Genomic DNA, 21,536 nt, shown 5'->3' on the forward strand with positions numbered 1-21,536 from the left:
GCGCGGCCCCCGTAGCGTGTTCGTATGAGCACGAGCGAGCACACGAGCCGGAGCACGAGCACGAGTACCAACACGCGCACGTCCGCGGCCCCGGGCGTGCGGGAGCGCCTGGTGGTGATCGGCGGGGACGCCGCGGGCATGGCCGCGGCGTCCCGGGCGCGCCGGCTGAGGGGGCCGGACGAGCTGGAGATCGTGGCGTTCGAGCGCGGTCGTTTCACCTCGTTCTCGGCCTGCGGCATCCCCTACTGGGTGGGCGGCGACATCACCGATCGGGACACCCTGATCGCCCGTACGCCCGAGGAGCACCGCGCGCGGGACATCGACCTGCGGCTGCGCACCGAGGTCACGGAGATCGACCCGGACCGGGGGCGGGTACGCGCGCGGGACGTCGAGTCGGGGGCCGAGTCCTGGACGTCGTACGACAAGCTCGTGATCGCGACAGGCGCGCGGCCGATCCGCCCGGAACTGCCCGGCATGGACGCCCCCGGGGTGCACGGCGTGCAGACCCTGGACGACGGCCAGGCGCTGCTGGACACGCTGGCCCGCACCGACGGCCGCCGCGCGGTGGTCGTCGGTGCGGGGTACATCGGCGTGGAGATGGCCGAGGCCATGATCAACCGCGGCTACGAGGTGACGGTCGTCAACCGGGGCCGGGAACCCATGGCGACCCTGGACCCCGACATGGGGCTCCTGGTGCACAAGGCGATGGAGGGCCTGGGCACCACCATGGTGAACGACGCCGAGGTCACCGGGCTGGTCACCGGGGACGACGGCAGGGTGCGGGCCGTGGCCACCGCGGACGCCCGGTACCCGGCGGACGTGGTGGTGCTCGGCATCGGGGTGCGGCCCGAGACCGACCTGGCGCGGGCGGCGGGGCTGCCCCTGGGGGAACACGGCGGGCTGCTCACCGACCGGTCGATGCGGGTGCGCGGGCACGAGAACGTCTGGGCGGGCGGCGACTGCGTGGAGGTGCTCGACCTGATCTCCGGGCAGGAGCGGCACATCCCGCTGGGCACGCACGCCAACAAGCACGGCCAGATCATCGGCTCGAACGTCGGCGGCGACTACGCCACCTTCCCGGGCGTGGTCGGTACGGCGGTCAGCAAGGTCTGCGACCTGGAGATCGCGCGCACGGGTCTGCGGGAGAAGGACGCCCACCGCGCGGGGCTGCGGTTCGAGGCGGTCACCATCGAGTCGACCAGCCGCGCCGGCTACTACCCGAACGCCTCCCCCATGACGGTGAAGATGCTCGCCGAGCTGCGCACGGGCCGCCTCCTCGGTGTCCAGATCGTCGGCCGGGAGGGCGCGGGCAAGCGCGTCGACATCGCGGCGGTCGCCCTCACCGCCGGGATGACGGTGGAGCAGATGACGATGCTGGACCTGGGCTACGCGCCGCCCTTCTCCCCCACCTGGGACCCGGTGCTGGTGGCGGCCCGCAAGGCGACGGCGAGAATCCGCGCCACGGCGGGAGGTCCGACGCCCCCTGCCGGTCCTACGCGGTCCCGTTGATCCGTTCGATCGCCTGCCGCGCCTGGTCGGCCGGAGGCCGCGCCTGGTCGGTGGCGGGCCGGGGCGGCAGGGACGACACGGAGGCACTGGAACCACCGAAGGCACTCGCGGCGGCGGAGGTTCCGGCCGTGCCGACGGTGGGGGCCGTGCCGGAGGTCACGGCCGGTGGCTGCTCCCCGGCCGGCCGCGCGTGCGCGGCGGCGGGCCGCGTGGAGCGCAGGCGGTGACTCACCGCCTCGTCCAGCGTCACCGGCCGCTGCTTCTGGGCGGCGAGCCGTCCCGCCTCCTGGCCGAGCCGGGCGACGTCCTCCCAGGGGAGTCGCACCACGAGCGTGAGTTCCGCCTCACCGTCGGGCAGCGCCTGCACCGCGGCGGTCCCTCGGTCGTCCATCACATGTTTTCCTCACGTGGGCCCCGCGGCCCCCTTCCCTACGCCGCGGGCGGTTGGGAAGGGATACGCACGGCCGAACGGCGGCGTTCAGCACAGCCCCTGATTCCACCGGCGGCCGGGCGGGCACACGTGGGATGTGGTCATCCCGGTCCATGACGTGAATCCGGCGCGACGCACCCCCTGGGTGACGTACGCCCTGATCGCCGCGAACTTCGTCGTCTTCCTGTTCCTCACGCCCGGTGTCGCCGGTTCGCTGACGGGCAGCGGGGGCAGCCTGGCGGAGTTCTGTCACCTCCAGGCGTTCCTGGACCAGTACGCGGCCGTGCCGCGGGAGCTGATCCACCACCAGATGCCGCGCCTGGTGCCCACCGGCGGCACGGGGGTGGGCCCGCAGGGGCCGGGCTGCCTGGTGGGACCGCCCGGCTACGCCAAGTCACCCGAGCTGAGCGTGCTGACGGCGATGTTCCTGCACGGCGGCTGGCTGCACCTGCTGGGCAACATGCTCTTTCTGTGGATCTTCGGAAACAACATCGAGGACCGCATGGGCCGTCTGCGGTACCTGCTGTTCTACCTGGTCTGCGGCTACGCGGCCGCATACGGATTCGCACTCACGAACCCCGACGCCACCACCCCCCTGATCGGCGCCTCCGGAGCCATCGCCGGGGTGCTGGGCGCCTACCTGGTCCTCTACCCGAAGGCCCGGGTCTGGGTCCTCGTCCCCTTCCTGATCTTCCTGCCCCTGCGGCTGCCGGCCTGGATCGTGCTGGGCCTGTGGTTCCTGCTGCAGGCGGCGTACTCGGCGGGCGCGGGCATCACCGGCGCCGGAACGGTTGCCTACGCGGCCCACGTGGTCGGCTTCATCGTGGGCATGCTGATCGCCTGGCCCCTCAAACCGGGCACTCCCCCACCACCCGAACCGAACGGCATCCTCTTCGGACGCCAGACCCGAGGAGACCGGTAGGGCCACGCGCTGGACGAGTCTTTCCGAACACGTTCAGTGATCGCTCAAACGCCTTGGAGGCGAAGCCTTTGTCCGTGATCAGCAGCAACCCGGGGCGCTCGCGGACGCGCCCGGCGTTGGCCTCCAGCATTGCACCCGGCACTGCGACCTTGCTCAGTCAGTCGGGTAGCCCGAGGGGATCTCACCCTCGGGCTACCCGACTGTCAGTAGTGGCAGGGGATACGCGACATGGGGGTCGCTGAGGCGGATCGGGCAGCGGATGAGCTTGAGGAGTACCGGGGGAGCTGACCGGCTACTGCAACCAGATGCTGGGGTAGTACACCGAGGGCCGAGGACGCCGGGTCTTCGAAGTACAGCGGTGGGTCCCGTTGAGGGCGCTGACCGTTCGTCACAGTGTTTGGCTGCCGTGGTGGGTATCGGCCCTGCATGCAGAACGCCCGTGGTCATGCGTGATCATTTCTGTTCTCGACGCAGAAAAATCATGCAGGAGCCATGGGCTTGTTGATTTTCGTTCCGCCGCCCCCTCACACGTCGTATCGTCATCGTCGCAGGTCATGGGCGATTCCGGGAGGGTTGCGAGGGCTGGATCGAAGGTACCGGTGATGTCGAGGTCGGGAAGGACGTACAGCGGCGGCACCGGCGTTCCTTCATAGTCGCCCAGCGCGCACACCGCGGCTCCCCAGGAGCCGTCCTTCAGATACCCCAAGACCCGCTGGTAGACGCTGTTCGGCCGGTGGCCCTGCAAACCTCCTCGGGCAGGTCCTTCCACTGCAGCCCATGACGCACCTTGTAGAGGGATGCCTCGAACGCCACCCGAGGCGGAACGATGCGAGTCTTCTTCCTGGGAACCGGAAAGCACGCTTCAACCCGCTGCCAGTCATCGTCCGTCAGCTCCGGGGGTACGAGCAGCCCCCGCTCCTCGAACCATCCCTCGAAGGGGCAACCAGCGTTTCGTAGCATTCCGGGAACGTGGCTGGTGACGCGAACTTCGATGTCGACAAGATCAAGCAGATCCAACCTCTCAGCGAATTCCAGAGCACCGAGTCGGGGAGCCACATCAAGGGCCTGCTCGACGACCTCGTGAACTCACTCCTCCCGCTGCTGAACCTCCAAAAGGCGTTCAGCCGCATCCGCCCTCAGATCACGAAGCCGGCGCTCCTTGCTCTGAAGCTCATCCTTCACCTCTGCGATGGACGCCTTAATCTCCAGTTCCGTCTCGGCATCGTCGCTCTCATCCGCGGCCAGGACTTCGGCCAAGGCGACAAGCTTCTTCTTCCGCAAGCGCTGGCTTCGCTCCAGTTCCTCGTCGAGAGCGGCAAGGCGCTCCTCGTACAACTGCGCTTCTCCGGGCACGTCCCCAAGCCACTCTTCAGCGAGGGTCCTAAGCTTTTCCGGATCCCCCAGCGTGCGCACCACCTCGCGCCAAACGACGTCCTCCAGCGGCCGGGCGAGGATCTCCTGGCAGTCACAGGGTGGATCGGAGCGACGCCCCGAACACCGATAAGAGGTTCTCCCCCGCGCTTCGCGGTGGGCACCGACGTAGTGGGCGCCACAGAGTGCGGTAACACGCCGAGACAGGAGGTAGTCCTTGTGGTTTTCCTTGGTGAACGAGCGCCGGGCGAGCGCCCTCCTAACCTCCCGCACTCGAGAGGTCGGCAATGGGACGGGCACGGGGATGCGAACAGTCTCTCCATACAGCGGCTTGCCGTCAGGGCCAAGGCGCACGGATCCTCGCCCGCTCTCGACGTTACGGTAGACGATGTATCCGTCCAGCACCGTCTGCATCCATGTCCGGATGAGGTTCGCCCCTGTCCAGGGGAGCCCGCGCGCAGTCTCATAACCCAACGCGTTAAGCGCAGTGGCTGCTTCTTCGGCAGGGAGCAGCTCATCGGCCAGGAGCCGAGCCGATACTTCGAGGAACCGGACTCCCTTCTCACGAAGAGTGAGGGGCCCGCTCACACCCTTCTTTGGGAGCTCCAGCCAGAAAGGAGCGACACCTCCAGGCCATCCCCCCTGCGCGAGTTTCTTCTCACGCCCTCCCATCGTTCGGTCGAGGATCATGGCGTGCTCCAGCTCTGCCATGTAGGCCAAGAGGCTGAGCTGGATGCCGAACATGCCATCTTCGCTGTCGATCCGACCATCTGCGGTCGCAACGCGCACCTGGACACCGCCGAATACCTCGATGTCCGTGGTGTCGTAGACCCAGCGATGAATGTCGCGCATGGTCCGACCGATACGGTCGAGTTTTCCGAAGATCACAAGGTCGTAGCGCAGAGCCACCAGGTCAGCATTCAGGGCATCGAGGTCCGGCCGGTGCGCCAGCTTCCCCGAGACGCCTCCGTCCGTGTAGACCTCATAGACGTACGAGCCCTTCCCTAGTACTCCAGCTGTAGATCGTGACCAGGCGTCGTGAGACGCTGCCCTTCGTGATCGCCAAGCTGCAGTGTGTGGTGCTGGACTGTGCCGATGTCGTTGAGCTGTCCCGGTTCTACCAGTCGCTTCTCGGTGGCGTGGTGAACCAGCCGGATCCGCGGTGGTCGCTCGGCGAGGGCTGGGCGACGCTCCACACCGACGGCGGGTTCGTGCTGGCCTTCCAGCGCGTCGAAGACTATCGGCCGCCGCAGTGGCCGGACTCCGCTCACCCCCAGCAGTTCCACCTTGACCTGGGGGTCGAGGACCTGGCACGAGCCCAGGAAGACGTCCTCAGGCGGGGTGCCACACTGCTCGACGAGGGTGAGGGGAAGCGGAGTTGGCGCATCTTTGCGGATCCGGCAGGTCACCCGTTCTGTCTCGTCCGGGACTGACGGGGACGCCGAAGGGGTGCGGCCACCGTTGATCATCGTGAGTTGTGTGGACTAACGACGAGACGGTGGCCGCAGGTCACAGCATAGATCCCGCGCGTTGGCGGGAGGCGTTCGAGGCGGCCATGGGGCGGATCGCGGGCCGGTTCAGCCGCTACGAACCCCGCCTGCGGGCCGGGCGGTTGGTGCTCGGCCTGCTGTCGGACCTGCCGCGCAAGAACTGCTGGACGATCGCGGAGTGGGCCGGGGAGGCCGGCCCGTACGGCATGCAGCATCTGCTGTGCCGGGCCTCCTGGGATGCCGACGCCGTCCGCGACGACGTGCGCGAATACGTCGTCGAGCACCTCCACGACGATGCCGCGGTGCTGGTCGTCGACGAGACCGGCGATGTGAAGAAGGGCACCCACACGGTCGGGGTCCAGCGCCAGTACACCGGCACGGCCGGGCGGATCGAGAACTCCCAGGTCGCCGTCTACCTCGTCTACGCCGGTGCCCGGGGACACGCGGCGGTGGACCGGGAGCTGTACATTCCGCGCTCCTGGACATGCGACCCGGGCCGCTGCCGGGCAGCGGGGCTCGGTGAGGACACCGTTTTTGCGACCAAGCCGGAACTGGCCCGCACGATGATCGAACGCTTCCTGGAGGCCGGACACCACGTGGGCTGGGTCACCGGGGACGAGACATCCGATGCGGAAGATCTGTCAAGCGGCCTCGGTGAGTTGAACGTCTGACGGGACGGGGAAGGCGACGGTTTCGCTGTAGCAGACGCGGTGGGTCAGGCAGTGGTGGAGGCAGCCGATCATGCGGTTGAACAGGTTGCGCTGGGCGGAGGTATGGCGGTCTCCGGCCTCGCGGCGGCGGTCGTAGTGGGCTCGGGCGCCATCGGAGTGGGACATGGCGGCGAAGGCCCACATGTAGCCGGCAGCCGCCAGCCGCTGGTTCTTGACCCGGCGGGCCAGGACAGCAACGCTCTTGCCCGAGGCCCTGGTGATCGGGGCTGATCCGGCGTAGGCCTTCAGGCCGCGTGCGTCGGTGAACCGGGATCGGTCGTCGCCGATCTCGGCGAACACCCGGGCGCCGCTGAGAGCGCCGAGCCCTGGGAAGCTGGTGATGATCTCGGCGTCCGGGTGCTTCTCAAAAGACTCCACCGCGGCCTGTGCGAGGTCGTCGGCGCTGGCGCAGGCGGCCTCCAACTGCCGCAATAGCGCGAGTGTCTGGTGTCCCATCGCCTGCTCGACCAGGGGAAGTTGTCGCATCTGGGACAGGCGAAGCGCGGTGTGGAGACGGTCGGCCTCGGCGTCGAGGGTGTTCTTTCGGCCAGCCTTCTTCAGCAGGGACCGTAGCTGGGCGCGGGTGAGATGGGCGGCCCGTTCAGGGGTGGGGGCGGCAGCCAGCAGGGTGCGAGCGATGGGGTGGCACACGCCCTCGCGGCGGATGCCCACCGCGGCGAGGAAGCCGGGGAAGTACTCGTGCAGGTGCGAGGTGAGCTTGTTGGCGGCCTGGGTGCGGTCCCACACCGCGTCCTGCTGGGCGCGGGCGAGGACCGCGATGGCCTGGGCGAGTTCGGTGTCGGCGGGCAGTCGGCGGTGGGCGGCGGCGTCCGTGCGCAGGATGTTGGCCAGCACCATCGCGTCGAGGTGGTCGGACTTCTTGCGGGAGACCGCGTGACGGTCGCGGTAGCGGGCGGCGGCCATCGGGTTGATTGCGTAGACGGGGCGGCCGGTCGCGCGCAGGCAGGCGACCAGCAGGCCCCGGGAGGTCTCGATGGCCACCGGGATCGGGTCCTCGGCGGTGTCGCCGTGCTCGGTAAGGAGCTGCAACAGCTCGGCGAGCCCTTCGGCGGTGTCGTCGATCCGGGTTTTGGCCCGTAACGTTCCGGTGTCGTCGACAACGGTCACGTCGTGGTGGTCGCTGGCCCAGTCGATGCCGCAGAACACCTTCACAGTGCTTCACGTCCTCTCGATCGAGTCGCATATCGTGGCTGGTCACAGCCGTGTGGGGCACGCGTCTCCCTAATGGAAGGGCTCGATGGCCCGTCATCCGATTAGCCGTTCGTGACCCCAGCGACCCGCACGGTCCTCGGTCTTGGGAGGAACTCGGCGGCTCCCGAATACGGAAGAGGTGCTCCCTGCGGGTGGCTCGGACCACAAGCGTCAACGGTCTGATCATGTGCTCGGTCACGGTGCCGGTGCCGGTGCTCGCCGCTCTTTTTCGAGGGTTCACATCCGGGTAACGGGAAGGCGTCGCACCAACATCGGCCTCCAGCCCTACGGCCGGGAGGCTGGGGGGAAGACGGCGACGGACGACCGAATCTCATCACAGGGGTCGGGGCCCCTGGTCTACGGTGCGGTTCCCGATATCGCCGTCTGCTCCCCTTCCTCCACCGCCCATTAGGTTTACGGCGGCAATCCGAAACTGCGTACGGCGCTGGAGGAACGCGGCATCGGCTATGTCCTCGCGGTGGCCTGTTCGGCCGAAGTGGCCACCGGAGCGGGCACGTTCCGCGCCGATGCCCTGGCGCGGAAGGTGCCCAAGCGGGCCTGGCAGAGGCTCTCGGCCGGACGCGGTGTGAAGGGGCAGCGGTTCTACGACTGGGCCGTCATCGATCTCACCGAGGCGGCGCCGGGCAGCCGTCAGCTTTTGATCCGCCGCAACCGCGCCACCGGCGAACTCGCCTACTACCGCTGCTTTTCACCCCAGTCGGTGCCGCTGACCGAGCTGGTGCGGGTCGCTGGATCCAGATGGCGGGTGGAAGAGACCTTCCAGAGTGAGAAAGGGCTGGCCGGGCTCGATGAGCACCAGGTCCGCCGCTACCCCTCCTGGGCCCGCTGGGTCACCCTCGCGATGCTCGCCCACGCCTTCCTGGCCGTCGTCCGCGCCGACGAACACGCCCGCAACCCCGCCCCGGACGGACTGGTCCCGCTGTCCTGCAACGAGATCCAGCGCCTGTTCATCACGCTCGTCGTCCAGCCCCTCCACGACATCGCCCACCGACTCGGCTGGTCCGCCTGGCGCCGCCGCCATCAGGCGCGATCACGAGCCAGTCATTACCGGCGACAAGCCGCATCCCAGACATGAAGATCACGATCTACAGCTGGAGTACTAAAAGATCACCCCGACTTTGAAATCGCCCTGGTGGCCCAACAGACCTCTGGGTCGGACCGTGCACTGAAATTCTAATGAATTCCGACTCCCGGAGAATGAAGTCAGAATTCCTGTGCGGCCGTTCCGTATTGACGCCCCTTGACAGCGGGCGCGGTCCCACTGTTCGCTGGCTTCGGAACCAAAAGTTCGCCAATATGCGGCAGTCTGAAATCGAGTCATCCGCAGGGAGAGAAATGCAGGCATCGACGGCCGCGTCCACGGCGAGGTATCCGCTGACATCCGGGCAGTCCTCGTACTACGCCCGCACGCGGGAGCGGCCGGAGATGTCCAGCTCGCTCTCGGCCGCCTACCGGATCGAGGGCGAGCTCGACGTCGCACGGTTCGCCAAGGCCATCGCGCGCACGGTCGCCCAGCACGACGCCCTGCGCATCGGTCTGTGCGACGAGCAGGCCGACGTCCCGAGCCAGTTGGTGCGCCCGCAGCCGGACAACGCCTCGCTGCTCTCCCTCCAGCAGGTCCGTAGCAGCTCGGAGGAACAGTTCGGCCGGTACGTGCAGCTCGTCCACAGCAAGGACCTCGCGGAGCCGTGGGACCTCACCACCGAGTACCCGTTCAGGTTCCGCCTGCTGCGCCACTCCCCCACGGTCCACGCTTTCCTCGCCTCGTTCTCCCATGTCGCTGTCGACGGCAGGGGGATGGCCCTGGTCCTGCGGGACCTCTGGCAGAACTTCGAGCAGGACACCGCGCAGCCGGACGGACCGTGCGTGCCGCACCGGGAGAGCTTCGTCCTGGCGGCCGAGCGGCACGCGGCCGACGCCTCGCCGAAGGCGGCTGGCTTCTGGCGACAGCGCATCGCCGAGAACTGCCTGTCCGACGAGCCGGCACCCGTGCGGCCGGACACGACCGACCAGCAGGGCGTGACCGTCCGGGCCACACTGAGCGGAGTGGAGCGCAAGCTGCTGCGCGAACGGGCACGGGCCTTCGGCTGCACCGAGTTCCAGCTGGCCGTGGCCGCACTCGCGCACGCGGTGCTGACCGAGGCGGCCGCGGGTGACCGGCTGCACGTCTGGTTGCCCATCGACGCCCGCTCACCGGCGGATTTCGACACTTCGGGCATGTTCACCATCTCCCTGCCCGTCGCGCTGCCCCGCACCGCGAGCCTCACCGAGATGACCCGGCAGGTACGGGAGGAGGTCATGGCCGTGGCAGCGTACCGGCAGATCGATCCCGTCCCCCTGGCCGAACTTCAGTCGTCGTTCCGGGAGAGTGACGCGCGCCGCGGCTGGAGCGTCTTGGCCACCTATTTCAACCGGGACCAGAATCCGGGAGAAAGGGCCGCGCGGGGCATCGTGGCACGCCCGGGAAGTTATCCGGCGGATTTCCATTACATATCGCGGGGAGTGGAGCTGAATGTGGTCGGCGGAGCCGCGTCGCTCAGGATCGGCCTCGCCCTCGGCCCGGTGTTCTCCGCGGACGGCACAGCCGACCGCCTGGTGAACGCCTTCAGTGCAGGGCTGGGCGACGTCCGCCTCGCACCCTGATCGGTGAGCGGGACGGAATCGTCGCTACTTCGATTCGGCGTGACGCATGGCACCGGCGTGGCGGCCGAGATTGACCATCTCAAGGGTCCTGTGCTGCGGCAGGCGGGTGGCCGGCGCCGCGTCCGCTCCCTCGGCCTGGGAGCGGGCGAAGCAGCGGATGAGGTCACGCAGGCGGTAGCGGATCTCGCCGGTCGCGTCGGTCCGGCAGGCATCGACCAGCCGCAGGTCCACGAGTTCCTCGATCACGTCGGCCGCGTCGATCTCGGAAAGGCCGAGGGGGCCCGTCGCGTCGGCGATGGTGAAGCTGCATTCGGCCCAGGAACCCAGCACCAGGAACGCCTCGACGCTCTGCGGGCTCAACCGGTGGAAGGCCGTGGCCAGGCTCGCCCGTATGTCGAGGTCGTTGTGGGCGAGTTCCACCAGGCGGCGGTCCTCGTCGGTGAGCCGGTCGGCGAACTGGCGCAGTGACCAGTGAGGGCGCGCCAGCAGGCGTGCACCGGCTATGCGCAGGGCCAGCGGCGAGCCGTCGGTGAACCCCCCGATCCGCGCCGCCTGGGCTGGGTCTGTCGACAGCCGCTCGGGACCGATGATCTGTCCGAGCATCCGCATCGCGTCGTCCGCACTCATCGCGTCCAACTCGACGATGTACGCGCCCTCCAGGCCGGTGAGCCGGCGGCGGCTGGTGATGATGGTGGCGCTCGCGCCGAGCAGCGGCCGGACCTGACGTTCGTCGGCGACGTCCTCGAAGACGGTGAGCACGTCGTCCCCCAGCACCGACCGGTACAGCTCAGCGAGCTCGTCGGGGTTCAGCGTCTCGTCAGGTTCCTCGACGCCCAGCATGCGCAGCAGTCGCAGCAGGGCCTGTTGCGACGTCACCGGGTCGGCGGACATGCCGCGGAGGTCGATCTGGAGCTGGCCGCCCCGGAAGCGGCTCTTCACGAGGTTCGCCACCCGCACCGCGAGAGCGCTCTTGCCTATGCCCGCGTTGCCGGTGATCACGACGGTGGGCGGGACCTGGGTCTGCTTGACCAGGATCGTGCAGGCCTGCGTGAGCTCCCGCTCCCGGGCGACGAAGTCGCCGAGGTCCGGTTTGAGGTAGCACCGCTCGGCCCCGGCCGGTCTCGGGCGGCCGTTCGGCTTGCCGGCGCTTGGAGCCGCGGGCCGCTCACTCCAGGAGTTCGGCACGGCGGCCTTCACGGTTTTCCCGCAGGACAGCGTCATGGTCCGGATCGGTTCGCCGGCCAGGATCTGCAGCTGGATCTCCTGCAGTTCCCTGGCGGGTTCGATCCCGAGCTCGCGGGTCAGTTTCCGGCGGCAGTCATGGAACACCCGGAGCGCGTCGGCCTGGCGACCGGACCGGTAGAACGCAATCATCAGGAGGACCGCCAGGTGCTCGCGCAGCGGGTTCTCCACCAGCAGGCTGACCAGTTCGACCGCTGCCTCGGCGTGCCGTCCGAGGGCGATGTCGATACCGATCCGGTCCTCCAGGGCAGAGAGCCGGCGCTCCACCAGCCGGCTCCGCTCGGCACCGAAGAACTCGGTGGCGAGCGGACCGAACGCGTCGCCGCGCCATAGCCCCAGTGCTGTGTCCATCCGCTCGCGCGCCGTCTCCAGGTCGATGTCGACCAGCGACACGCCCTCGGCCAGCATCTGTGTGAAGACGTTGAGGTCGACCTGGTCCCGGTCGACCAGCAGCGAGTAGCCGTTGTCGATGAGCGGGAGCAGTTCGCTGGTGCGGGCGTCCCCGACGTCGGGGTCCAGGGCCCGGCGCAGACCGCCCACGTACTTGTGTACCAGGTTGCGCGGGTTGCCGGGCAGATCCTCGCCCCAGACAGCCTCGATGATCTCGGAGATGGCGTGCGGCTGTCCGGTGGCCAGCAGCAGCCTGGCCAGCACCGCCCGCTGCCGGGCTGAGCCCAGGTCGAGTTCGCAGTTGCCCCGCCAGGCGCGGATCGGGCCGAGCAACGCGAATCGGAACGACTTGGCGGTGTCAAGCGGGTAGGGAAACACGGGTATCACTTCCACGGTCGAGTCGTCTGCCACATGACCAGCAGAACAAGCGGCTGACCGGCAGACGGGCCGCGGGGACAGACGGGTGTCTCGCTCGTCACGTCGTCGGTGCTCGGGTCCGGCGGTATACGGTCGGCAGTCCATCGGGGCGTCAGCTCGTCAGGGTCCGGTAGGGGCCGTCCTGGAGGGACAGCTCGTCCGGCTGCCCGAGCTGCACGATCCGGCCTGCTTCGAGCACCACGACCTGGTCGGCGCAGTCGATGGCGGTCAGCCGGTGCGCCACCACGACCATCGTCATGGGCAGGCTGCGCAGCCGGTTGAAGATCTGCAGCTCCAGGACCGGGTCGAGCGCGCTGGTGGCCTCGTCCAGGATCAGCAGGCGCGGCTTGCGCACCAACGCCCGTGCCAGGATGATCCGCTGGCGTTGACCACCGGAGACACCTATGCCGCCGGGGCCGAGCAGGGTGTCGTACCCCATCGGCATCCGGGCGATGTCTTCGTGGATGCCGGCCAGCCGGGCGGCCTCGACGATCTCCGCCTCGGTCACCTCCGAGCCGCCCCAGGCGATGTTCTCCCGGATCGCCCCGGAGAAGAGCTTGGAGTCCTGGTTCACGAAGGAGATGGACCGGCGGTAGTCTCCGGTGTCCACGGAGGCGAGGTCGCGTCCGTCCACCAGCACCGCCCCGCTGCTGGGCTGGTGCAGTCCCGCGAGCAGGAGCGCGCAGGAGGACTTGCCCGATCCGGAGGCCCCCAGGATCGTGGTGAAGCTGCCGTCCGGAACCGTGAACGAGACGTCGCGGACCACCGGGGTCTGCTCTGCCTGGTAGGTGAAGGAGGCCTTACGGATCTCGAGTGTCCCGCTGACGGCGCCGACCTCGACGTCGCCGGTGCGGCGTTCGGGGGCCGTCTCCATGATGTCGCCCAGCTTGGTGAGTTCGGCACCGATCCCGGCCACCTGGAAGCCGACCTGGACGCAGTTGACCAGAGGGACCAGCAGTCCCATGGCGAGCACGCTGAAGCCGAGCACGTCGCCCAGACTCAGCGCACCCGAGGAGAGCCGCTGCGTGCCCACGACCAGGATGATCAGCGGTGCGACCAGCTGCAGGGCGGAGCTGAGCGTCGAGGAGAGCGCGAGCAGCCGCCGACTGCGCAGTCGGGTGTTCAGTTCCTCGGCCAGGGTGTGGCTCCAGCGGTGACCGGCTGCGCCCTCGACACCGGCCGCCTTGATCGTGGCCATGCCGTCCAGGATCTCGACCAGCTCCGACTCGGCCCGTGAGCGGGCCTCCAACGCATCGGCGCTCGCGTATTCCTGGCGGCGCCAGGTGACCACGAGGAGCAGCACCTGCAGCAGGGCCACGCCGATGACCACGAGCGCCAGTGTGCTGTCGGCCAGCAGCAGCAGGGTCATGTAGACCAGGATCAGGAGGCCGTCGAAGACGCTGGCGAACGACGTGGCCGAGAAGACCTGACGGATCGTCGAACTGGTTCGTACGCGTTGCAGCAGGTCTCCCGGAGTCCTGCTGGTGAAGAAGTCGTAGGGCAGCGCGAAGAGCCGGTTGAGGATGCCGAGGGTGACGCTTTCGTCCATGGCCGCCTGGACGGCCAGGAAGGTCAGTGAACGGAGGAACTGCAGAGCGAAGTAGGCTCCGGCGAGAACGGGTATCGCCACCCACAGGTAGCCGACGCCGGCGGCGTGACCAGGTACCACCTGGTCGACCACGTACCGGGTGGCCAGCGGCATGCCCAGGTTGAAGAGCACGAGGACCAGCGAGCAGACCGCGAACGGGACCCAGCGGTAGCCGGTGGGGACGAAGTGCCAGAGGTAGCGCCAGGAGCCCGCGCTCCGGCGCGCCGCGCGGCGGGCGCTCCAGCTGCGCACCGTCTCCAGGGCCGGGGTGATCTGCAGGGCCACACCGGTGAAGGAGGTCCCGGCCGCCTCCAGGGTCAGCCGTCGCCGCCCCAGCGCGGGATCCACGATGTGGACGGTGTCGCCGCGCACCCCTTCGAGTACGACGAAGTGCGCGAAGTCCCAGAACAGGATCGTGCCCGCCGGGAGGTGTCGCAGCGCGTCGAGTTCGACGCGGACGCCGCGCGCGTTGAAGCCGTATGTGCGTGCCGCTTCCAGGATCTGACGTGCCGACACCCCGTCCCGACCGGTGGTGGTCGCCTGACGGAGCTCCTGGATGGAAATGTCGACCCCGTGCAAGGCGAGGACCATGGAGAGCGACGCGGCTCCGCAGTCGCTGATCTGGGACTGCAGCCGTACCGGGACGCGGGGCTGGGGCCGGGGCAGCCAGCGTTTCTTGCGGCCGGACGAATCCTGGCCTTCGGCGGACGGCCGGAACGGGAGTCGTGCGAGGCGACCGGGGGCTACCTGGGCGCCGTAGTCGCGTACGGCACCGCGCGCGGCGAGAGCCTGCTGCCGGAACCTGCCCGACGGAGTCGGTCGCGGGGTCGGGGCGCCGCCTTCTTCCGCAGTGTCCACTGTGCTCACCTGAGAGTTTCCATCCATGCGGTCCGGGCTGCGGAACCGACGTTGATGTTGGTGTCGTCGGCCGTAGCCTGTGCCGCTGCGCAGCAGGGGTGTTCCCCGCCGTCTGCCGGTCCCTGGGATGGCGGCGGGTCAACCGTCGCCGGGGCTTACCATGAACCGGGCCTCCTGACATCTCTTTCATGTCAGGAGGCCCGGCCGCATCGCCTTACAAGGTCCTCACCCCATGGGCTTCACAGGCAGTGGACGGGGCCGGCAAGCAGGGCCTGGCCACCAACGACATCGGCGAGCTCGTCGTCCGCCAGGTCGGCGATCTCGACGTTCTCGAACTCGATCTCCTCCATGCTGTTCACCCTCCTACAGAGCTCGGAACCTCAGTGCGTCCTCAGGCCATGCACTTGACGAGGCCGGCAAGCAGGGCCTGGCCACCAACGACATCGGCGAGCTCGTCGTCCGCCAGGTCGGCGATCTCGACGTTCTCGAACTCGATCTTCTCCATGCTGTTCACCTCCCTACAGGGCTCGGAACCTCAGTGCGTCCTCAGGCCATGCACTTGACGAGGCCGGCAAGCAGGGCCTGGCCACCAACGACATCGGCGAGCTCGTCGTCCGCCAGGTCGGCGATCTCGACGTTCTCGAACTCGATCTTCTCCATGCTGTTCACCTCCTCTCGTTCGGCGAGACTGTGTGACAACCCGCGACCCTTCCCCGAGCACAGCGCCTCGAGGGCACGGCGCTCAGGGGGAGGGCAGCGGAGCCTGCGGGGAGCCCACGGCTCCTCCCGGTTTTTGGGAGGGCGGACTCGAAGCGGCGGATCCGGATACGCACCCTGCGGCACTTGGCGATGCGTGGCGGCAGGGGTCTCGCGGGCCGGGTTCCGCACAAGCGGAACATCGGCGGATTGGTTTCACGAATTGGAGTTCACGGACCGGCTTTCGATGGCCGGGACCGGTATCGTGGTCGATGGGCGCCACACCGGTTGGCTGCCTTCGACCGATCTCCTGGAGCGAAGGTAATTCGGTCAGTGAATGTGTGTCAACGGATGTTGCATCAACTCATGGCCAGATTCACCCTCCCCAAGTGTTTGGCCAACCCGTCCCTTCATGATCAGACACTTCGACTCGGCATTGTGTCAACCCTAGCCTCAGGCTCTTAGGGGTCCTTTCAGAATGCTGGATTCTTCCGGTACTCCAGTCGCACTTCGTGATCTGACGGGGCGACGGGTGGTGCGGGGTTCAGTCGAGGTCGGTGAGGCGCCGCTTGTAGTGGTGCCAGCGAGCGCGGGCTTGGTGGCGTCGCCGCCAGGTGGACCACTGCAGGTGGAAGGCCATGCGGCGGGCGGCGAGGGCGGTGGGCAGGTTCCGCAGCAGGCTGGTGAACAGCTGGAACAGGCGGCGGGCCTCGGTGACGGTCAGGGCGATCCGCTCGAAGTCCGCGGGTGCTTTGTCGGTGGGGCTGGCGGGCAGGACCGGGGCGGGATGTTCTCGCCGGTCCAGGCTGGTGATCACGGAGAGCAGGGCGAGGGCGGCCATCGCAAGGACGACATGGCGTCGCCAGGAGCGGTAGCGGCGGGCCTGGGTGTGATCCAGTCCGACGGCGTCCTTTCCGTTGGCGAAGTCCTCCTCAACTGTCCGTCTGATCCCCGCGATCGCCACGAGGTCGGCCAGCGCCATCGACCGGCCCGGGGGTGCGTAGGCGTAGAAGTAGGACAGGTAGGTGGGGTCGGCGATGCTGCGGCGGACCAGCAGGTGGTGGTGCGGGTCGGCGGTGGCGATAAGGGCCCAGTCGTAGACGCGCGGTCCCTTGGCGCCCTGTCCGCACGAGAGCCGGTTCCAGGCCCGCTTGGGGACCTTCCTCGCCGCCAGGACATCGGCGCGGATCGGCCCGACGCTCGTGGGCACGGCGAAGTTGACGCCGACGGCGAAGACGTAGCCGATACCGTTCTCCTCGAAGAAGCCGCGCAGTTTCGCGCTGCGGCCATAGACCTACCGGTGGTTTGTTAAATCAGGGAGTAGAGGTTGAGGGCCTGTCCGGTGGTGGCCGCGTCGATCAGGGCCTGGAGCCCGGACGGCGGGGGCGCGTTGGACCAGGCCCGCCACCAGCGTTGCAGCGCGACCGCGGGGGTCAGCCAGCTGCGGACGGCGCGAATCGCCTTGGGCCAGCACGGTGGTGGGGGTGGAGCTGCCCGTGCGGGCCCCCCTCTCTCCGGCAGTGGTGCCCTCCGCCGACGTGTTCTCAGGTTCCCGGTCGGGGGACCACGCCTCCCAGCAGAAGGTGAACGCGCAGGTGACCAGGGTCTGGTGACGGTGGATCGCGGTGTCGGAGCGGACCTGGAAGTCGGCCCACCCCAGTTCGTCCTTGACCTGCTTGTAGCCCTGCTCGATCCAGTTCCGGATGCCGTAGATCCGCACGACCTCGGCCAGGCCGGCGGGCGGATAGGGGGACTCGACGGCGCGCGGGCCGCCGGGCCGGGGCAGGTCGGTGGCCAGATACCAGGTGGCCTTCTCCGGCAGGGTGGCCGGATCGGTGGTGGCCACCACCAGCCGCGTCAGGCCGTCCGGCCCCCAAAACCCCAGCGTGGCGTCGGTGGCCCACCAGGTGGCGCTGTGCCCGTCGCGGAAGGTCCGCACGACCGGCGTCCACGCGCCGGGCTCCTCGGGGCCGCCCCAGGCCGGCTCGCGGGCGGCGTCCACCGGAGTGCGGGCCTGGTCGCCGTAGGCCCACACGCCGCGGCGGCGTTTGATGGCCATCACGAACGGCACCTTGGCGGCGTGCAGTTCGCACCGGAAGTCGTCCAGATCTCCGTAGGCGCCGTCGGCCACCGCGGCGCGGAAGGGGAATCCGGCAGCCCGGGCCCGGCCGGCCAGCTCCGCGGCGATCCGCCACTTGGTACGGAAGGCCGGGTCGCTTCGGCCACCGGCGAAGTGGTGGGCCGGGGTATAGGGCACGGCGTGCAGCGGGTAGTAGAGGCGTTCGTCGGCCCACAGCGTGGTCACGGTGACCACGGCGTTGTCGGTCTTGCCGTACCGGCCCAGCCACTGCCGCCCGACGTGCGCGGTCGTGGTGCCGTCCTTGCGGTCCCCGGAGTCGTCGATCACCAACACCCCGCCCGCGTGCGGGGCGGTCGCCGCATCGGCCCGCAGCAGCTCCAGGCGCCGGGCGTCGACCCGCTCGGGGTCCCACGTGGATTCGGACAGGAAGAACTGCAGCCGCTGCACCGCCGGATGCTGAGCCCCGGCCACCGGCTCGGCCCCGGCCAGGGCCGTGAGCGTCTTGTTCCGGTCCCGCGGCAGCAGCAGCCCGGTCAGGTACTCCCGGAAACCCCGCCGCTGGGCGAGCGACGAGAAGAGATCATCGAATTGGGCCGCATAGTCCTCCAGCGGGCCCGGGGCCGGCGGACACGGACGCCTCGCGGTCGCCATCAGGACCACCTCCGAGCAGGGAAAACCCCTCCCCACCGGCCTACTGCACCCTCCGCCCAGAGTCAACAAATCACCGGTAATGGGCAGTGGAGGAAGGGGAGCAGACGGCGATATCGGGAACCGCACCGTAGACCAGGGGCCCCGACCCCTGTGATGAGATTCGGTCGTCCGTCGCCGTCTTCCCCCCAGCCTCCCGGCCGTAGGGCTGGAAGCCGATGTTGGTGCGACGCCTTCCCGTTACCCGGATGTGAACCCTCGAAAAAGAGCGGCGAGCACCGGCACCGGCACCGTGACCGAGCACATGATCAGACCGTTGACGCTTGTGGTCCGAGCCACCCGCAGGGAGCACCTCTTCCGTATTCGGGAGCCGCCGAGTTCCTCCCAAGACCGAGGACCGTGCGGGTCGCTGGGGTCACGAACGGCTAATCGGATGACGGGCCATCGAGCCCTTCCATTAGGGAGACGCGTGCCCCACACGGCTGTGACCAGCCACGATATGCGACTCGATCGAGAGGACGTGAAGCACTGTGAAGGTGTTCTGCGGCATCGACTGGGCCAGCGACCACCACGACGTGACCGTTGTCGACGACACCGGAACGTTACGGGCCAAAACCCGGATCGACGACACCGCCGAAGGGCTCGCCGAGCTGTTGCAGCTCCTTACCGAGCACGGCGACACCGCCGAGGACCCGATCCCGGTGGCCATCGAGACCTCCCGGGGCCTGCTGGTCGCCTGCCTGCGCGCGACCGGCCGCCCCGTCTACGCAATCAACCCGATGGCCGCCGCCCGCTACCGCGACCGTCACGCGGTCTCCCGCAAGAAGTCCGACCACCTCGACGCGATGGTGCTGGCCAACATCCTGCGCACGGACGCCGCCGCCCACCGCCGACTGCCCGCCGACACCGAACTCGCCCAGGCCATCGCGGTCCTCGCCCGCGCCCAGCAGGACGCGGTGTGGGACCGCACCCAGGCCGCCAACAAGCTCACCTCGCACCTGCACGAGTACTTCCCCGGCTTCCTCGCCGCGGTGGGCATCCGCCGCGAGGGCGTGTGCCACCCCATCGCTCGCACCCTGCTGGCTGCCGCCCCCACCCCTGAACGGGCCGCCCATCTCACCCGCGCCCAGCTACGGTCCCTGCTGAAGAAGGCTGGCCGAAAGAACACCCTCGACGCCGAGGCCGACCGTCTCCACACCGCGCTTCGCCTGTCCCAGATGCGACAACTTCCCCTGGTCGAGCAGGCGATGGGACACCAGACACTCGCGCTATTGCGGCAGTTGGAGGCCGCCTGCGCCAGCGCCGACGACCTCGCACAGGCCGCGGTGGAGTCTTTTGAGAAGCACCCGGACGCCGAGATCATCACCAGCTTCCCAGGGCTCGGCGCTCTCAGCGGCGCCCGGGTGTTCGCCGAGATCGGCGACGACCGATCCCGGTTCACCGACGCACGCGGCCTGAAGGCCTACGCCGGATCAGCCCCGATCACCAGGGCCTCGGGCAAGAGCGTTGCTGTCCTGGCCCGCCGGGTCAAGAACCAGCGGCTGGCGGCTGCCGGCTACATGTGGGCCTTCGCCGCCATGTCCCACTCCGATGGCGCCCGAGCCCACTACGACCGCCGCCGCGAGGCCGGAGACCGCCATACCTCCGCCCAGCGCAACCTGTTCAACCGCATGATCGGCTGCCTCCACCACTGCCTGACCCACCGCGTCTGCTACAGCGAAACCGTCGCCTTCCCCGTCCCGTCAGACGTTCAACTCACCGAGGCCGCTTGACGGCCCTTGCCGGTGGGCAGGCCCTCCCAGTGCGTCTCCTCGACGACCCGGACCCCGCGGCCGACCGCCCGTTCATGAACGGCCAGCAGCGTCTCGCCGCTGGCGTCTGTGACGGCCGAGTGCAGCATGACCTGCGACTTCGTGGCCCGGATCTCCACGAGCTGGCGGGGGCGGACCCTGCGGGCGGGCACCGAGTAGAGGTTGCCGCCGAAGGCGACCAGGCAGTCCTTGCCGACCGGCCGCAGATGCCGCTCGGCCACCAGATACGGAGTCGGCGGCAGCGGCCTGAGGGCCGCATGGTCACGGGCCGCCCGCTCGCCGATGACCTCCCGGTGCGTCTTGTGGATCTGGGACCTGCGCTGCGGCACCCAGGCGGTGAAGGCGGCGTCCATCTCCTCGGTGGAGGAGAAGGCCCGACCGGACAGGACGTGGTCGCGGACGATCAGCACCTGTCGCTCGACGCGGCCCTTTCCGGTGGGCCGGTAGGCGGCCAGGACGTCGATGTCGAAGTCATAGTGGCCGGCGAAGCCGACCGCCTCCGGGTGCAGCGGAACCGCCTCGCCCGGGGCGACGTGCTGGCGCACGACGGTCTTCGTGCGGTCGTAGACGATCGTCATCGGCACCCCGCCGAAGTGGGCGAACGCCCGCCGGTGGCAGTCGAAGAACGTCTGCAGGTCCTGGCTGGTGGTGAAACAGCAGAACGGGTCGCGGGAGTACGACAGCGTCATGTGGAAGGAGTAGACCTTCCCGATGCCCATGTGGGCGAGGATCTTGCCCTCGTCGCCCCAGTCCACCTGGGCCTGGGCGCCGGGGATGACCTCGAAGCGGCGGTGCATGCCCGCCAGCTCCTTCGGCGTGATGCCGAGTTCCTCGGCGATCCTGGGGCGGGCTTCCTGAACGTAGAGCTTGACGCGCTGGTAGTTGCCGGTGAACCCGTACTCCGCGGTCAGCCGCTCGTGGATCACCGATGCCTTCATCAGGACCTCGGCCCGCAGCATCGAGTCGATCAGCGGCGCGAACTCGTCGATCTTTCTTGCCAGGGACCGTCCGTTCGCCGACCGGCGCGGCGGGGTCGCCGGGCCCGGTGCCGACAGATACTTGCGGACCGTCTTGCGGTCCAGTCCCGTCTCCCTGGCGATCTCCGACAGGCTCATCGCCCCGGACTCCAACAGGCCACGGAAACGCCGCAGTTCCAACCAGCGATGCGGATCCAAAACCACCGTCGACCGCCCCTCCGCCGCCTACACCGACCAAGCAGCAGAGTGCCGAGCAGCACCCCTCAGCGCATCAGGAACTGGCCGCGTTCATCCGTACGCGGGTGGGGACGTTCACGTGTACGCCGACAGTTGGCCGCCCGTCGATCACGGCCGCGGCGGATCCGGCGACGGTGGCGGGCCTGCTGCGGCCGGGCAACGCGGGCGACAACACCGCCGCCGGCCACATCGATGCCGCGAGGTCAGCCCTGGCCCACTGCCCAAGAAGTACCGGCGCGGGCGGCAGACACTGATCCGCACAAACGCCCGCACCCCGGCCCCCC

The 21,536-nt window shown here is 68.9% G+C and carries 15 protein-coding genes and 4 pseudogenes; 8 read left to right on the forward strand and 11 right to left on the reverse strand.

Features of this window, described 5'->3' with window-relative positions; all coding sequences use genetic code 11:
* Positions 1–24: 24 nt before the first annotated feature.
* Positions 25–1,509: an FAD-dependent oxidoreductase gene (locus AC6F7H_RS02685; protein ID WP_500754947.1), complete on the forward strand. Its 1,485-nt coding sequence runs from the start codon at positions 25–27 to the stop codon at positions 1,507–1,509.
* On the opposite strand, the gene AC6F7H_RS02690 is transcribed toward AC6F7H_RS02685, so the two are convergent.
* Positions 1,493–1,900 carry a hypothetical protein gene (locus tag AC6F7H_RS02690; protein ID WP_500754948.1) on the reverse strand — a complete coding sequence of 136 codons (408 nt, stop codon included), beginning with the start codon at positions 1,898–1,900 and terminating at the stop codon, positions 1,493–1,495. The two genes, AC6F7H_RS02685 and AC6F7H_RS02690, sit on opposite strands and share 17 nt — an antisense overlap.
* Before the next feature lie 136 nt (positions 1,901–2,036).
* On the opposite strand from AC6F7H_RS02690, the gene AC6F7H_RS02695 reads away from it, so the two are divergent.
* A complete protein-coding gene (locus AC6F7H_RS02695) occupies positions 2,037–2,861 on the forward strand; it encodes a rhomboid family intramembrane serine protease (RefSeq protein WP_500754950.1) in 825 nt (274 codons plus the stop codon).
* Between the two features lie 388 nt (positions 2,862–3,249).
* Here the strand turns inward: AC6F7H_RS02695 and AC6F7H_RS02700 are convergent, their stop codons facing one another.
* The 4 genes and pseudogenes from AC6F7H_RS02700 to AC6F7H_RS02715 form a co-directional block, all read right to left on the reverse strand.
* Positions 3,250–3,567 carry a hypothetical protein gene (locus AC6F7H_RS02700; RefSeq protein ID WP_500754951.1) on the reverse strand — a complete coding sequence of 106 codons (318 nt, stop codon included), beginning with the start codon at positions 3,565–3,567 and terminating at the stop codon, positions 3,250–3,252.
* A complete protein-coding gene (locus tag AC6F7H_RS02705) occupies positions 3,555–3,821 on the reverse strand; it encodes a transposase (protein WP_500754953.1) in 267 nt (88 codons plus the stop codon). Before AC6F7H_RS02705 ends, AC6F7H_RS02700 begins: the two co-directional genes overlap by 13 nt.
* A 126-nt stretch (positions 3,822–3,947) precedes the next feature.
* Positions 3,948–4,904: a recombinase zinc ribbon domain-containing protein gene (locus tag AC6F7H_RS02710; protein ID WP_500761630.1), complete on the reverse strand. Its 957-nt coding sequence runs from the start codon at positions 4,902–4,904 to the stop codon at positions 3,948–3,950.
* Positions 4,878–5,210, reverse strand: a pseudogene (locus AC6F7H_RS02715) (recombinase family protein); the annotation flags it as partial. The gene AC6F7H_RS02710 and the pseudogene AC6F7H_RS02715, both read right to left, overlap by 27 nt.
* 77 nt (positions 5,211–5,287) lie before the next feature.
* On the opposite strand from AC6F7H_RS02715, the gene AC6F7H_RS02720 reads away from it, so the two are divergent.
* Both AC6F7H_RS02720 and AC6F7H_RS02725 read left to right on the forward strand, forming a co-directional pair.
* Positions 5,288–5,665 (forward strand): VOC family protein, encoded by a 378-nt coding sequence (locus tag AC6F7H_RS02720; RefSeq protein ID WP_500761632.1) that lies wholly within the window; start codon positions 5,288–5,290, stop codon positions 5,663–5,665.
* Between the two features lie 122 nt (positions 5,666–5,787).
* Positions 5,788–6,342: pseudogene (locus tag AC6F7H_RS02725) on the forward strand (IS701 family transposase); the annotation flags it as partial.
* Between the two features lie 21 nt (positions 6,343–6,363).
* Here the strand turns inward: AC6F7H_RS02725 and AC6F7H_RS02730 are convergent.
* On the reverse strand, positions 6,364–7,605 hold the full coding sequence (locus tag AC6F7H_RS02730) for an IS110 family RNA-guided transposase (protein ID WP_500754954.1): 1,242 nt from the start codon (positions 7,603–7,605) through the stop codon (positions 6,364–6,366).
* A gap of 451 nt (positions 7,606–8,056) precedes the next feature.
* Here AC6F7H_RS02730 and AC6F7H_RS02735 point away from each other — a divergent pair.
* Both AC6F7H_RS02735 and AC6F7H_RS02740 read left to right on the forward strand, forming a co-directional pair.
* Positions 8,057–8,740, forward strand: a pseudogene (locus tag AC6F7H_RS02735) (IS701 family transposase); the annotation flags it as partial.
* A gap of 260 nt (positions 8,741–9,000) precedes the next feature.
* Complete coding sequence (locus AC6F7H_RS02740) at positions 9,001–10,308, forward strand: condensation domain-containing protein (protein WP_500754956.1); 1,308 nt, start codon at positions 9,001–9,003, stop codon at positions 10,306–10,308.
* Positions 10,309–10,332: 24 nt separating this feature from the next.
* Here AC6F7H_RS02740 and AC6F7H_RS02745 read toward each other — a convergent pair whose 3' ends face one another.
* The 4 genes from AC6F7H_RS02745 to AC6F7H_RS02760 all read right to left on the reverse strand — a co-directional run bounded on the left by AC6F7H_RS02745 (position 10,333) and on the right by AC6F7H_RS02760 (position 18,230).
* Positions 10,333–12,351 (reverse strand): AfsR/SARP family transcriptional regulator, encoded by a 2,019-nt coding sequence (locus tag AC6F7H_RS02745; RefSeq protein WP_500754957.1) that lies wholly within the window; start codon positions 12,349–12,351, stop codon positions 10,333–10,335.
* Between the two features lie 118 nt (positions 12,352–12,469).
* Positions 12,470–14,803: a peptidase domain-containing ABC transporter gene (locus tag AC6F7H_RS02750; RefSeq protein WP_500754958.1), complete on the reverse strand. Its 2,334-nt coding sequence runs from the start codon at positions 14,801–14,803 to the stop codon at positions 12,470–12,472.
* A 1,240-nt stretch (positions 14,804–16,043) separates the two neighbouring features.
* A complete protein-coding gene (locus tag AC6F7H_RS02755; RefSeq protein ID WP_500754959.1) occupies positions 16,044–16,709 on the reverse strand; it encodes a hypothetical protein in 666 nt (221 codons plus the stop codon).
* Between the two features lie 84 nt (positions 16,710–16,793).
* The gene (locus AC6F7H_RS02760; RefSeq protein ID WP_500754960.1) at positions 16,794–18,230 is read right to left on the reverse strand and encodes an IS701 family transposase; all 1,437 of its coding nucleotides are present in this window, start codon (positions 18,228–18,230) and stop codon (positions 16,794–16,796) included.
* Positions 18,231–18,757: 527 nt separating this feature from the next.
* Between AC6F7H_RS02760 and AC6F7H_RS02765 the strand changes: the two genes are divergently transcribed.
* Positions 18,758–19,999 (forward strand): IS110 family RNA-guided transposase, encoded by a 1,242-nt coding sequence (locus AC6F7H_RS02765; protein WP_500754954.1) that lies wholly within the window; start codon positions 18,758–18,760, stop codon positions 19,997–19,999.
* Here AC6F7H_RS02765 and istA read toward each other — a convergent pair.
* The gene (istA, locus tag AC6F7H_RS02770) at positions 19,978–21,153 is read right to left on the reverse strand and encodes an IS21 family transposase (RefSeq protein ID WP_500754961.1); all 1,176 of its coding nucleotides are present in this window, start codon (positions 21,151–21,153) and stop codon (positions 19,978–19,980) included. The genes AC6F7H_RS02765 and istA overlap by 22 nt on opposite strands.
* Positions 21,154–21,355: 202 nt before the next feature.
* Between istA and AC6F7H_RS02775 the strand changes: the two are divergent.
* Positions 21,356–21,520, forward strand: a pseudogene (locus AC6F7H_RS02775) (IS1380 family transposase); the annotation flags it as partial.
* Between the last annotated feature and the right edge of the window lie 16 nt (positions 21,521–21,536).

The sequence above is a fragment of the Streptomyces sp. MMS24-W38 genome (genome assembly GCF_059889265.1).